Origin of the sequence: Pelomonas sp. Root1217 (assembly GCF_001425705.1) — a bacterium.
Classification (GTDB): Bacteria; Pseudomonadota; Gammaproteobacteria; order Burkholderiales; family Burkholderiaceae_C; genus Pelomonas.
The window spans coordinates 57,453-71,281 of the sequence record NZ_LMDC01000001.1 but is presented as its reverse complement, the minus strand read 5'-3'; the positions used below and the strand labels follow the sequence as shown (position 1 = coordinate 71,281).

Annotated in this window: 7 protein-coding genes and 1 tRNA gene; 6 read left to right on the top strand and 2 right to left on the bottom strand. The window is 68.9% G+C overall.

The genetic code is table 11. The features are described 5' to 3' along the window. Positions 1 to 139 precede the first annotated feature (139 nt). Positions 140 to 3,556, bottom strand: a complete 3,417-nt coding sequence (locus ASC95_RS00320) for a carboxypeptidase regulatory-like domain-containing protein (protein ID WP_057295824.1) — start codon at positions 3,554 to 3,556, stop codon at positions 140 to 142. Positions 3,557 to 3,995: 439 nt separating this feature from the next. Between ASC95_RS00320 and ASC95_RS00315 the strand changes: the two genes are divergently transcribed. From ASC95_RS00315 to ASC95_RS00305, 3 genes are all read left to right on the top strand, one after another. Beyond that, entirely contained in the window at positions 3,996 to 5,672 is a 1,677-nt protein-coding gene (locus ASC95_RS00315) for a bifunctional UDP-sugar hydrolase/5'-nucleotidase (RefSeq protein ID WP_057295823.1), read from the top strand. A 121-nt stretch (positions 5,673 to 5,793) separates the two neighbouring features. Next, entirely contained in the window at positions 5,794 to 8,406 is a 2,613-nt protein-coding gene (locus ASC95_RS00310; protein WP_162250692.1) for a response regulator, read from the top strand. Then, a complete protein-coding gene (locus ASC95_RS00305) occupies positions 8,403 to 9,341 on the top strand; it encodes a diguanylate cyclase (protein ID WP_369820574.1) in 939 nt (312 codons plus the stop codon). The genes ASC95_RS00310 and ASC95_RS00305 overlap by 4 nt, the downstream gene beginning before the upstream one ends. A gap of 191 nt (positions 9,342 to 9,532) precedes the next feature. On the opposite strand, the gene ASC95_RS00300 is transcribed toward ASC95_RS00305, so the two are convergent. Beyond that, positions 9,533 to 9,606 (bottom strand) — tRNA-Gly (locus tag ASC95_RS00300). 272 nt (positions 9,607 to 9,878) lie between these two features. Here ASC95_RS00300 and ASC95_RS00295 point away from each other — a divergent pair. Genes ASC95_RS00295 through ASC95_RS00285 form a run of 3 tightly spaced genes read left to right on the top strand, consistent with a single transcriptional unit; the run spans position 9,879 to position 13,824 of the window. After that, positions 9,879 to 10,283 (top strand): PA2779 family protein, encoded by a 405-nt coding sequence (locus ASC95_RS00295; RefSeq protein WP_057295821.1) that lies wholly within the window; start codon positions 9,879 to 9,881, stop codon positions 10,281 to 10,283. Next, positions 10,280 to 11,227, top strand: coding sequence for a PA2778 family cysteine peptidase (locus ASC95_RS00290; RefSeq protein ID WP_057295820.1), 948 nt, complete (start codon positions 10,280 to 10,282; stop codon positions 11,225 to 11,227). The genes ASC95_RS00295 and ASC95_RS00290 overlap by 4 nt, the downstream gene beginning before the upstream one ends. 29 nt (positions 11,228 to 11,256) lie before the next feature. Further along, complete coding sequence (locus ASC95_RS00285; RefSeq protein ID WP_057295819.1) at positions 11,257 to 13,824, top strand: ABC transporter permease; 2,568 nt, start codon at positions 11,257 to 11,259, stop codon at positions 13,822 to 13,824. The last annotated feature ends 5 nt before the right edge of the window (positions 13,825 to 13,829 follow it).

Here is a 13,829-nt window from a genome sequence, read left to right as displayed (position 1 = left end):
TTTGGGGCCCCTTTGCTTTGGCTGGACCGATAAGGCGGCCCAGCCTTTCTGCTCTGTCTCTTTATGCCCTCGCATGCGAGACATGCTCGGGCCTTCGGCAGCCGTCAGACAGCGCGCAGGCGCTGTCTTCGGTGCGGCCTCAGAACTCGTACTTGGCCGTGATCTGCATGGCCCACTGCGATTCGCCGCGGGTCTGCTTGGTCACGTAGTCGCCCGGATCGTTGACCGAATAGATCATCTTGCCGGTTGAAGGATCGATACCGGCGTAGTTGATCCAGCGGCGGGTTGCGCCGCCCGTGCCGAAGCCGACTTCGTCGATGCGGCCCCAACGCTTGTTGATCAGGTTGCCGAAGTTCAGGATGTCCAGCGTCAGCGTGCCCTTGTTATTGCCGAAGAAGCCGGGGACTTCCTGGCTCACGCGCACGTCGAAGCTGTTGACGAAGGGCGAGAACGCCTTGTTGCGGCCGACCACCTGGCCCTTGGAGTTGCGCAGGCTGGGGTTGGCGTCGACGATGGACCAGAACTTGGCTTCGGCCGTGGCGGACGTGGTGGCCATCAGGTTGTCGAGCTGCGCCTGGTTCAGCGTGCCGCCGGTGTTGGTCGAGCGGAACAGCACTTCGCCGGAGCCCGGGCCCTTCGGGATGTAGAGCAGGTCGTTGCCGGCCACGCCGTCGCCGTTGACGTCGTTGTTGAACGTCCAGCTGTAGGCATGACCCGTGCGGCCCTCGTAGAACATGCCGAAGGTGGTCTTGTACTTGCCGAAGAAGGCCTTGGACCAGTTCACATTGCCCGTGAAGCGGTTGCGGATCAGCGAGGCCGAGTTGGCCGCGACTTCCTCATTCGAGTTGAAGACGGCGCGGTTCAGCCAGCCGGAGTTGGCCGTCGACGAGGTCAGGCCGCTGACTTCCGTGGCGCGGGTGTAGGTGTAGGCGACGCCCCAGCCCAGGCCGGAGCGGTTCGGGCTGTTCAGCGACAGGGTCAGCACATCGCCGTCGCCCTTGCTGGTGTTCTTCAACACGGTCACGTTGTTGAACGCGGTGTTGTTCAGTGCCTTGGTCACACGACCTGCCCCCAGCAGCGGATTGGTGTTGCCCGCGGGTGCCGGCGCACCGCAGTTCACCGGGCTGCTGTCATTGCCGCCGGCATAGCACAACGGATTACGGCCGTTGTTGTTGTAGTACATCTCGCGGCCATCGACCGGCGAGGTAGAGGTGGCCGGGCCGAGGTTCAGGTAGTTGTAATACAGGCCCTTGTCGACCTCGGTGTGCAACCATTCGGCGCCGGCGACGAGGCCGTACCAGGGCAGTTCCTTGTCGATGGCCAGGTTCATCTTCCAGACCGTCGGCTGCTTCACGCCCGGGGCGATGAAGTCGACGTTGGCGGCCGGCGGGTTGGTTGTCGGCAGCGAGGGTTGGGCGTTCGGATTGGCCGAGAACTGGATGGTCGAGCAGGCCACCGTGCCGCTGCCGCAGCTCAGGTTGGCCGTCGTGACGCCGGTGTTCTGGTAGGGGTTGGTCAGCCAGACGGAGGCCGAGGAGCCCATGAACAGGCCCACGCCGCCGCGCAGCTGGGTCTTGAGCTTGTCGACCGGATCGAACTGGTAGTTGAAGCCGACGCGCGGCTGCACGATCTTCTGGCCGTCCAGCGTATAGCTGTTGTCGTAGCCGAAGCCGCCGGCCTGGCGGCCATTGGTGCCGATGGTCATCGGGGCCGAGGCGGCCGCGTTGTACTTGGGCTTGTCGTCGGTCGACAGTGTGTCCAGACGCAAGCCGGCAACGATGTTCAGCGCCTTGCTGACCTTCCAGGTGTCCTGCACGAACAGGCCGATGTTGGACAGCGTCCAGTTCGCGGCGCCGTCGCGCAGCGTGTTGCCGGCCAGCGGCATCTGCGCCTGATAGGACGTCGGCACGCCTTTGTTCCAGAGGTCGATGGGATCGCTGCCGCTGAAGGTGTAGACGCCCTTGGTGTTCTGCAGGAAGGCGTTGAAGATCTCGTTGCGCTCGACGTCGGCGCCTGCCTTGATCTCGTGCTTGTCCAGGAACCAGTTGCCGGCAAAGAAGCCGTTGAAGGTCTTGGTCTGCAGGCTGTTGAAGTGGCGGCTCTGCTCGGTGCCGAAGGTCAGCGTGCGGTTGCCGCTGGCGGTGCCAGAGGGCGCGGCGGTCGTCCAGATCAGGCCGACCTGGGGCAGGTCGCTGTTGTTCTTCGGATCGCTCTTGTAGTCGCGCTGCGAGAGCTTCAGCTCGGTCGAGAAGCTGTCGGTCCAGTCACCAAACCACTGGCCGACGACGGTCTCCAGCGTCTTGACCTGGGTGTACCAGTCGGATGACAGCGACAGTTGGTTGGCCGTGAAGTTCGGGAAGATCGGGTTGCTTTCCTCGGACTTGGTGTAGCGGACGTTGACCTTGTGGTTGTCGCTGACGTTCCAGTCAAGCTTGAGCAGCGTGTCCTTGGCGACCAGCTCGACACCCTTGGGCGAGGACAGGTTGCCGATGTCCATGCTGTATTTGCTCTTGGCCAGGTCGATGGCCGACTGGATCTGGGCCTGCGTGATGCCGACGTTGACGCTGTCGCTGCCGATCGGGCCGAATGCCGGGGCGGAGCGGCTGCTGCGCAGTTCCTCATAGCCGGCAAAGAAGAACAGCTTGTCCTTGATGATCGGGCCGCCGGCCGTGAAGCCGTACATCTTTTCGTAGAAGCCCGGCGTACGGAAGGTGACGTTGCGGGCGCGGTCATAGCGGTCGCCGGTCAGTTTCTCGTCACGGTAGACGTAGTAGACGCTGCCCGTGAACTCGTTGGTGCCGGACTTGGTCACCGCGTTGATGTTGGCGCCGGTGTAGCCCTGCTGCGTCACGTCGTAGTTGGAGACGTTGACCTGCACCGCCTGGATGGCGTCGATGGAGATCGGCTGCTTCAGCGTGGGCAGGCCGTTCAGTTCCAGACCGAAGGTGTCATTGACCTTCACGCCGTCGACCGTGACGGTGTTGAAGCGGCCGTTCTGGCCGGCGACCGAGATTTCGCCGTTGCCCTTGTCGGACTGGGCGACGCGGGGGTCGTTGCGGGCGTAGTCCTGCAGGCTGCGCGAGATGGACGCGTAGGCGGCCAGTTCCTGCTTGCCGATGCTGGTACCGGCGCCCATGGCGCTGCCGTCGAACTTGGCGGCACCGCCGGTGGCGGAGCCGGTCGTCACGACGGTCTCCAGCACATTGGCGCCGCGCACGCGCAGTTCCAGATTGAGCGTTTCGGCCAGCGCCAGGTAAATGTCGTTTTGAACTTCGCGATCACTGCCCTTGATAGCGGTGACCGTGTAAGGGCCGCCAACGCGCAGCCCGCGAGCGGAGAAGCGGCCATCAGCGTCGGTCGTCAGCGTGTTGGTCGAGCCCGATTCACGGTGCACGATGGTGACGGTGGCGCCGCCCATCGGCTTGCCATCAGCGCCGACCACCTGGCCACCAATGGCGGCCGTCGTGTTCTGCGCCATTGCCGGCGCGGCGGCCACGATGGCCACGGCGGCGCACAGCGCCGACAGCGGGAATCCGGACCCAAACCTGTTGCTCATCCCAATCACTCCTGTTGTGCGCGCGGCAGGCACGCTGCTGATGTGTCGAAAGTCGTCACGGAAGCGTCATCAAGCGCTTGCCGCGGTTGCGTTTCCCGGCCGCCGAAGAGGGCGTGGCTGCAACGGTGGCGGAATTGTCATGACTTTCTGTGACAGAACTTTACGGGTAAGTCAGAAGTGGCCCGTTTCAGACACCCGCGCCCGGCGTGAAGCACTGTGACAGTGCGTCGCCAGCCGGCGACATTGCTCCCATTTTTGGGCCCGCTGACTTGGGAATCGCGGAACCAAGCCACGAATTCGCTTCCTGAATGCACCTCAATGGTGCATTCTTTACTGAAATGTAAACCTTGCGCTGGAACCCCGTGATGTCGCGAAACCGCGACAAACTCGCGCTACAAACCGACCTCCACGATCCCAGCCTCCTCCAAGCAGCTCCGCCATGGCCTTTACCCATTCCTTCCGATTCGGTGCCGGCCTCGTGCTGGGCGCCGTGCTCGCCGGCTGCGCCACCCAGCAGCAGCCCGCCACGACAGAGCTGACGCTGCTGTCCATCAACGACTTCCACGGCAACATCCAGCCCGCCGACCCCACGCCGCTGCTGCCGCGCCTCCCCGACGCCACAGGCGCGCTCAAGTCCCAGCCTGCCGGCGGCGCCGCGTATCTGGCCACGGCCCTGGCCGCGCTGAAGGCCAGGAACCCCGATGCCCTGGTTGTGGCAGGCGGCGACCTGATTGGCGCTTCGCCGCTGATCTCCAATCTGCTGCGCGACGAACCGACGCTGACCGCCATGTCCCAGCTCGGCATCGCCGCCAGCGCCCTGGGCAACCATGAGCTGGATGCCGGCCTGCCCGAGCTGCTGCGCCAGACCCGCGGCGAATGCGGCGCGGGCGGTTGCCTGTGGCCGGGCTACAAGGGCCCCGGCTTTCCCTATCTCGGCGCCAATGTGCTGGACGCAAACACCGGCAAGCCGCTGCTGCCCAGCCATGTCATCAAACAGGCTGGCGCGCTGAAGGTCGCCATCGCGGGCGTGGCGACGCTGGAGACGCCCCATGTCATCGTCGCCCGGGCGATCAAGGGCATCCGCTTCGCCGACGAGGCCGACACGCTGAATGCGCTCGTCCCCCAGCTCAAGGCGGAGGGCGCGCAAGTGCTGGTGGCCGTCATGCACGAGGGTGGCGTTCAAGGAAGGGACGCCAGCGCCAACGACCCGAGCTACGCCTGCCCGACGCTGACCGGCCGCGTGCAGGATATCGCCAAGCGCCTGGACCCCGCCTACGCCATCATCATCGGCGGCCACACCCATCAGGCCTACACGTGCAAGATCGACGGCCGCCTCGTCGTGCAGGCCGGCAGCTATGGCGGCTGGATCACCGAGAGCCACCTCAAGTTCGACGCGGCCGGCCGCGTGATTGACGCCCAGGCCGTCAACCACCCGGTGCTGCAGTCGGCCTACGCGCCCAACCCGGCACTGGCCGCCTTGGTGGCCCAAGCCGCCGCACTGACCGAAGCCGCCCGCAACAAGCCGGTCACCACCTTGACGCAGGGCGCCTCGCGCAACGCCAAGGAGCCCAACGGCGACTCCACGCTCGGCAACCTCATCGCGGACAGCCAGCTCGCCTTTGCGCGCAAGCAGGGCCCGGCCGACGTGGCCTTCATGAACCCGGGCGGCATCCGCGCCGATCTGGCCGTGAAGCCCGGCAAGCCCACGACGATGAGCGACCTGCTGGCCATCCAGCCCTTCGGCAACGACATCGTCGCGGTGACGCTGACCGGCCAGCAGCTGCTGGACATCCTGCAACGCCAGTTGCCCAAGGCCGATGCGGCCCCGCGCATGCTGCAGCCCTCGTCGACGCTGCGCTACCACTGGCGCGCGGCGGCCGATGGCGTCGCCCAACTCGTCGACCCTCGCATCAACGGCGAGCCGATCGATCCGGCGCGCAACTACCGCGTCGTCATCAACAACTTCCTCTCCGAAGGCGGCGACGCCCAGGCGGGTTTCAAGCATGGCCGCGACCGCGCCGTGCTCGGCACCGACATCGACGCCCTCGTCGAGCTGCTGCGCGACAACCCGCAGGCGCTTTCCCAGGCGGCGCCGGGCCGCATCGTGCGCGACTAGGGCAAACCTGTAACTCCTTGTAGCGACCCCGGCCTGGCGCCCTGACGGGGCCGCCCTAGACTCGAAGCGCTCGGCATTGCTGGCCGGGCAGCAGCGGCTCGGGGGCGTGATGGCGTGGGACATGCAAGCCGGCGGTGACGCCCAGCCTCAGGCCGGTCCTGCAGCCGCGAGCTTCACGCCCGGCACGCCGAGCCCGCTGATCCGCGAGGTCATCGCCCACCTGCCCTGCGGCCTGGCCGTCTTCGACGCCGAACGCCGCCTGCTCGTGCACAACGCCGAGTTCGAGCGCCTGCTCAATGTGCCGGCCTCCCTCTTCGAAGAGCCGCCGCTGCGCTTCGACGACCTCATCCTCTTCTTCGCCGCGCGCGGCGACTATGGCGAAGGCGAACAGGCCCGCGCCGCGGTCGACGCGGCCCTGGCCCTGGGCCGCGACCAGCGCGCCAACCGCCTCGAGACCTACCGCACCGGCGAGCGCCTCATCGAGGCCCGCACAGCGCCCCTTCCCGATGGTGGCCTCGTGCTGACGGTCCTCGACCTGACGCCCCAGGCCCAGGCCCGTCTCGCCGCCGAGCGCGCGTCGCAAGCCAAGACGCGCTTCCTGGCCAATATGAGCCACGAGATCCGCACGCCGATGAATGCCGTGCTGGGCATGCTGCGGCTGCTGCAGAAGACGCCACTGGATGCCCGCCAGCGTGACTACGCCGTCAAGAGTGAAGGCGCCGCGCGTGGCCTGCTCGGCCTGCTCAACGACATCCTCGACTTCTCCAAGATCGAGGCCGGCCATCTCGGCTTGGACCCGCACCCGACACGCCTGGACGAGTTGCTGCGCGACCTCTCCGTCATCCTGGCCGCCAACGTCGACAAGCGTGAACTCGAACTGCTGTTCGACCTCGACCCCACCCTGCCGCCGGTCGTGGTCGCCGATGCACTGCGCCTGCAGCAGGTGCTCATCAACCTGGCCGGCAACGCCCTCAAGTTCACGCAGGCCGGCGAGGTCGTGCTCGGCATCTCGCTCGTGTCGCAGAACGCCAGCAGCGTCGTGCTCGCCTTCTCGGTGCGCGACACCGGCATCGGCATCGCGCCCGAGCAGCAGCAGCGCATCTTTTCGGGCTTCGCCCAGGCCGAGGCGTCAACGGCCCGGCGCTTCGGCGGCACCGGCCTGGGCCTGGCCATCAGCCGCCGCCTGGTGCGCCTGATGGGCGGGGACATCCACCTCGAAAGCACGCCCGGCCGCGGCAGCCGCTTCAGCTTCACGCTGAGCTTCCCGCTGCCTGCCGAGGAGCCCTCCCCGGCGCCGCGCCAGGCCCTGCAGGCCCTCGTCATCGACGACCATGCCGAGGCGCGGCGGGTCATCGGCACGCTGGCCCAATCGCTGGGCTGGACGGCGCGCCTGGCAGCCAGCGGCGCCGAGGCCTTGGAGCTGATCACCAGCGGCACGCCGGAGGTCGTGCTGCTCGACTGGGTCATGCCCGGCATGGATGGCTGGCAGACCGCCGTGCACCTGCGCCAGCGCCTCGGCCCCGAGCCGCTGATCCTGATGGTCACCAGCTACGACCGCGAACGCCTGGCCCAGCGCAGCGCGGCCGAGCAGGCCCTGCTCGACGGCTTCCTCGTCAAGCCCATCACCGCCACCCTGCTGAGCCAGGCCGTCAGCGCGGCCATCCAGGCACGCTGCAGTGACGGCGAGCCGCCCCAACCGGCACCGCAGCGCCTGGCCGGCCTGCAACTCCTCGTCGTCGAGGACAACCCCGGCAACCAGCAGGTCACACGCGAACTGCTTGAACTGGAAGGCGCCCAGGTCAGCCTGGCCGGCGACGGCCAGCAGGCCCTGACCCTGCTCGCCCAGACCCGCGGGCGGCGCGGCTTTGACGCCGTGCTGATGGACGTGCAGATGCCCGTCATGGACGGCACGACGGCCACGCGGCTGATCCGCCGCCAGTTGGGCCTCACCCTGCCCATCATCGCGATGACGGCGGGCGCGCTGGACGCCGAACGCCAGGCCTGCCTGGAGGCTGGCATGGACGAGCACATCGGCAAGCCCTTCGACCCCGACGTGCTGGTCGCCGTGATCAGCCGGCGCTGCGGCGCAGCGCCCACGGCGCCCAGGACCGCGGCCGCCGACCTGCCCCCCGCCCTGCTGGCCGACGCGGGCCGTGCCGGCATCGCGCTGGCCGAGGCGCTCGCGCGCATGTCCGGCCGCATCGAGCTGTTTGAACGCACGCTGGCCGCCCTGCACGAACAGGATCGCAAGCTCGCCCGGGCCCTGGCCGAGGGCGGCCGCACCGCCACGCGCGGCCTGCATGGCTACCGCGGGCTGGCCGCCATGCTGGGCGCGGGGGAACTGGCTGCCCTGGCCGCCGAAGGAGAACATGCCGCCGCGCCCGACGAAGACTGGCGCCGCCGTTTTCTTGAGCGCCGCCAGGCCGACCTTGCTGCGCTGGACCGGCTCGCCGCCGACCTGCACGCCCGCCAAGCCCTGCATGACGATCTCGCCGAACAGCAGCGGCCTGCGACGCCCGGCAGCCTCGCCCAGCGCGTGGACGCCCTCGCCGAACTGCTCGACGGCGCCGACCTCGCTGCGCTCGATTTCCATCAGGGCCTGCGCGAGCGGCTGCGGCAGGAGACCGATGAAGGCACCACGATTGCCCTCGATGCGGCCATGGAAGCCCTCGACTTCGGCACCGCACTGACGCTGTGCCGCCGCCTGCGCACGACGCTGGAGGCCCCGACATGATGCAGCTCTCCCTGCCCGACCGTGCGCCACTGACACCTGGCCACGCACCTGTCGGCCGCCGCCCGCGCCTGCTCATCGTCGACGACCAGCCGGTCAACATCCAGGCCCTGCACCGCGTCTTCGCCAGCGACTGCCAGGTGCTGATGGCCACCGACGGCGCCCGCGCCCTGCAGCTGTGCCGCGACCGCCTGCCCGACCTCGTGCTGCTGGACGTTCAGATGCCCGGCATGGACGGACACCAGCTGTGTGCCGAACTCAAGGCTGACCCGCTGCTGCGCAGCATCGCTGTCATCTTCGTGACCGCGCAGGACCAGCCCGAGGACGAGACCCGCGCGCTGGACGCAGGTGCGGCCGACTTCATCACCAAGCCCTTCAACCCCACCGTCGTGCGGGCGCGGGTGCGGACACAGCTGACCTTGAAAGCCCAGTCGGACCTTTTGCGCGAGCTCGCCTTCATCGACGGGCTGACCGGCGTGCACAACCGCCGGCATTTCGACGAGCGCTTCATCGCCGAGGCGCGGCGTGCGCAGCGCTCGCGCTCGCCGCTGGCCATCGTGCTGGCCGATGTCGACCACTTCAAGCGCTACAACGATGCGCTGGGGCATCTGGCGGGGGATGACTGCCTGCGACGTGTGGCGGGGGCATTGCGCGCTTGCCTGCGGCGGCCGACTGATTTGTTGGCGCGCTACGGCGGAGAGGAGTTCGTCTGCCTGCTGCCGGACACCGATCTGGCAGGGGCGATCGGGGTGGCGCAGTTGATGGAGGACACGGTGAGGGCCCAGTCCTTGCCGCATCCGGGGGTGGAAGGTTGCGTGACGATCAGCCTGGGGGTGTCGGCGGGGTCGCAGGCCCAGGGGCTCGTCGAGGCGGCGGACAAGGCGTTGTATCTGGCGAAGGCGGCGGGAAGGGGGCGGGTGAGTTGGGTGGAGGGGTGATGGGCGGCGGAAAGGAATGCTCGGAATGCGAGGAATCGGTCGGGCCGATTCCTCGGCCTCGCTGGTACTCGGCCCGGCGCACGGCGCCGTCCAAGGACAGCCACTGGCTGTCCTTGAGCGAACCCGGGTGGGTTCTCATCCCAAGCCCTCACCCCAAATGCCAACGGCCCCGTGAAGGGGCCGTCTGCATTTGGAGCGGGTGATGGGAATCGAACCCACGTAGTCAGCTTGGGAAGCTGAAGTTCTACCATTGAACTACACCCGCAATGGGCCGCGAGTTTACGTGACTAAGGCCTCAGACCAGGAAGGTCGAGGTCATGTTTGAAAGCACGCCATGAGGCAGCTGGGAATGATCGGAATAGGCTGGGCCGATTCCTCGGCCTCGCTAAACCCGCAATGGGCCGCGCGTTTGCGTGATCCAAAAAGCTCGATCCGGCGTGTAGGACAAGGCCGCGACATGGTGGTTGCGCGGCCGGCGTGGCGAGGGCTGCCCTAGCATGCCGCACCCACAACCGCCTCCCCAAGCAGGAGACTTCCATGAAGAACCAAGCCCGGCGCATCCTCACTTCCGTCCTGATCTCGTCCCTGATCTTCAGCGGCATGGCGCAGGCCGCGCCGACCGCGCTGATCAGCACCGAGCAAGCCGCCGCAGCCACCCAGGCCGTTGCGTACAGCGAAGCCCATGCCCGGTTGCGGGCCGTACTGGACCGTGCCGACCTCGCCGCCATGCTGCAGGCGCGCGGTGTCTCGGCCGATGAGATGCGTGCCCGCGTCGATGCGCTGACCGATGCCGAGGCTCAGCAGATGCTGACCCAAATCGACCAGGCGCCTGCCGGCAGCAGCGACGTTGTCGGCGTGCTCTTCACCATTTTTATCGTCCTGCTGGTGACCGACATCCTGGGCCTGACCAAGGTCTTCCCGTTCACGCGCTCAGTGCGTTGATCCCACGGCTTGTCGCGGTCACCGGCGCGCTGCTGCTGAGCGGCTGCGCGTCCTTCTTCACGCCACCCCAGACGGCCGCGCTGCTGGCCGAACCGCCACCGGAACTGGCGTCGCAGGTTGAGCTCGCCGCAGTGCCCTTCTTCGCGCAGACACGCGACCAATGCGGGCCGGCCGCCCTGGCGACGGTGCTTGCCGACGTCGGCCTGCCCGCTGACCCGGACGCCATGGCCGATGCCGTCTTCCTGCCCTCGCGCGGCGGCAGCCTGCAGCTCGACATGCTCGGCGGCGCGCGACGCCGGGGAGCTGTCGCGACCCGCCTGCCTGGTGAATTGCGGGCTGTGCTGCAAGAGGTCGCCGCGGGGCACGCCGTCGTCGTGCTGCAAAACCTCGGCCTGGCCTGGCTGCCGCGTTGGCACTACGCCGTCGTCGTCGGCTACGACCTCGACCGCCGCGAATTGCTGCTGCGCAGCGGCGCCACGCCGCGCGAGCGGCTGGCACTGCGCACCTTCGAGTACACCTGGGCCCGCGGCGGCCACTGGGCCATTGCCGTGCTGCCGCCGGATCGCCTGCCCGCAACGGCTCGCGAGGCCGAAGCCCAGGACGCCGCCCTCGGTTTCGAACGCGCCGCGCCACCGACCCGTGCCGCCCTCGCCTACGAGACCCTGCTGGCGCGCTGGCCCGGCAACCTGCTGGCCGGCATCGGCCTGGGCAACACCCGCCACGCAGCCGGCGACCTCATCGGCGCGCGCGCCGCCTTCGAGGCCGTCACGCTCAAGCATGACAGCGCCGTGGCCTGGAACAACCTCGCGCGCCTGCGCCTGGACGCTGGCGACCGCTCCGGCGCCCGCGTGGCGGCCGAGCGGGCCGTGCAGCGCGCGGACGCCGCCGAGCCGGCCTGGCGAGACACGACGCGCGCCACATTGGCAGCGACCGACACGCATTGATCCGGCCCCGCGCGGCTACAGTCGCGCGCATGTCGTCCCCTGCCTCGCCCGCCCAGCGTCCGCCTGCCACTTTGCTGATTGCCTGGCGCCAGTTGCTGCGGGACTGGCGGGCCGGTGAATTGCGCCTGCTGATGCTGGCCGTGGCTCTCGCGGTCGCCGCCCTGTGCGCCGTGGCCTTCCTGTCCGACCGCCTCGACCAGGGCCTGCGTCGCGACGCCGCCAAGCTGCTTGGCGGCGATGCCGTCGTTGCCAGTGACCAGCCCACGGCCCCTGCCCTCGTCGACCTGGCCGCCGCTCAGAATCTGACCACCGTGCGCACGGCCACCTTCCCCAGCATGGCGCGCAGCGACGAGGCCCATGGCGGCGAGAGCCGATTGGTGGCGGTGAAGGCGGTGAGTGCCGGCTATCCGCTGCGCGGCAGCATCAAGCTGCGCGAGGCCCTGCCCGGGCGCAGCGGTTCGCCAGCCGTCGGCGAGATCTGGGTCGACCCGGCCGTCGCCGATGGCCTGGGGCTGAAGCTCGGCGACACGCTGCTGCTCGGTGACGCGAAGCTGAAGCTCGCTGCGCTGATCGAGACCGAGCCCGACCGCGGCGCCGGGTTCATGAGCTTCGCGCCGCGCGTCATGCTGGCCGAGGCCGACCTCGCCGCCACCCATCTCGTGCAGCCCGCCAGCCGCCTCACCTACCGCATGGCGGTCGTGCCCGGCCCGGGCGCTGCACCGGGCGCCGTCGGCCGCTTCGTGGCCGGCGCCGAGCAACTCGTCGAGAAGGACAAGCTGCGCGGCGTGCGCCTGGAGTCGTTGGAGTCCGGCCGCCCCGAGATGCGCCAGACGCTGGACCGCGCGGCCCGCTTCCTGCGCCTGGTGGCGATGCTGTCGGCCCTGCTGGCAGCCGTCGCCGTGGCACTGGCCGCGCGCGACTTCGCGGCCCGCCATCTGGACGATTGCGCCATGCTGCGGGTGCTCGGCCAGCCCCAGCGCCGCATCGCCTGGGCGTACGGCATGGAGTTCCTGCTCGCAGGCCTGAGCGCCAGCGCCGTCGGCGTGCTGGGCGGCCTGGCCCTTCACCAGGTCTTCGTGTCGCTGCTGGCCGGGCTGATCGACGTCGACCTGCCACCGCCCAGCATCTGGCCGGCCCTGCTGGGCCTGGGCCTGGGCCTGTCGCTGTTGTTGGGCTTCGGTCTGCCGCCGGTGCTGCAGCTCGCGGCCGTGCCGCCGCTGCGCGTCATCCGCCGCGACCTCGGCGCGCCCAAGGCCGGCTCGCTGCTGGTGCTCGGCGCGGGTGTGGCGGGCCTCGCGGCCATCCTCGTCGTGCTGGCGGGCGACATGAAACTCGGCGCCATCGCTGCGGCGGGCTTTGCCGCTGCGGTGCTGCTGTTCGCGCTGCTGGCCTGGGCCGCGGTCTGGCTGCTGCGCCGACTGGTGCCGGTCAATGTCAGCGGTGCCGGCGTGCCGCGCTGGCTGCTGCTGGCGACACGCCAGGTCGCGGCGCGGCCGGGCTTTGCAGTCATGCAGGTGTCGTCGCTTGCGGTTGGCCTGCTGGCGCTGGCGCTGCTGGTGCTGCTGCGCACCGACCTGATCGACAGCTGGCGCCGCGCGACGCCGGCTGCCGCACCGGACCGCTTCGTCATCAACATCCAGCCCGACCAGGCGACTGCCTTTCGCAAGACGCTGACGGACGCCGGCGTGAAGGACTACGACTGGTACCCGATGATCCGCGGCCGCCTGACGGCGATCAACGGCGAGCCCGTGCAGGCCAAGCGCTTTGCCGAGGAACGCGCCCAGCGCCTGGCCGAGCGCGAGTTCAACCTCAGCCACACGGCCGACAAGCCGGCCCACAACCAGATCACCAGCGGCCGCTGGGGTGATGCCAAGCCCGATGAGACCGGCCTGAGCGTCGAGGAAGGCCTGGCGCAGACGCTCGGCCTGAAGCTCGGCGACACGCTGGCCTTCGACATCGCCGGCCAGCCCGTGCAGGGGCGCATCACCAACCTGCGCAAAGTCGACTGGTCGTCCATGCGGGTCAACTTCTTCGTGCTGTTCGAGAAGGCCGAACTGCCCGAGCTGCCATCCACGCAGATCGCCGCCTACCGCAGCCCGCCGGCCACCAGGCTGGACCGGGAGCTGGCGCGCCAGTTCCCCAACCTGACGGTCATCGACGTGTCGGCCCAGCTCAACCAAGTGCAGGGTGTGCTGGACCAGGTCATCCAGGCCGTGCAGTTCCTGTTCGGCTTCACGCTGGCGACCGGCTTGGTCGTGCTGCTGGCAGCCGTGGGCAGCACGCGCGAGGCGCGTACGCGTGAGTTCGCGCTGATGCGGGCGCTGGGCGCGCCGTCGTCGCTGCTGGCCCAGGTGCAGCGCGCCGAATTGCTGGGTGTCGGCGCCCTGGCCGGCTTCCTGGCCGGCACCGTGGCGCTGGTGCTGGCGGCCCTGCTGGCGCGCTTCGTCTTCGAGTTCGACTGGCACATCAAACCCTGGGTGCCGCTGGTTGGCGCGGCCTGCGGCGCACTGCTGGCCTGGAGCGCCGGCTGGTGGAGCCTGCGCGGCGTGCTGCAGCGGCCCGTCGTGCAGACGCTGAGGGAGGCCCAGGCCGAATGAAGGCC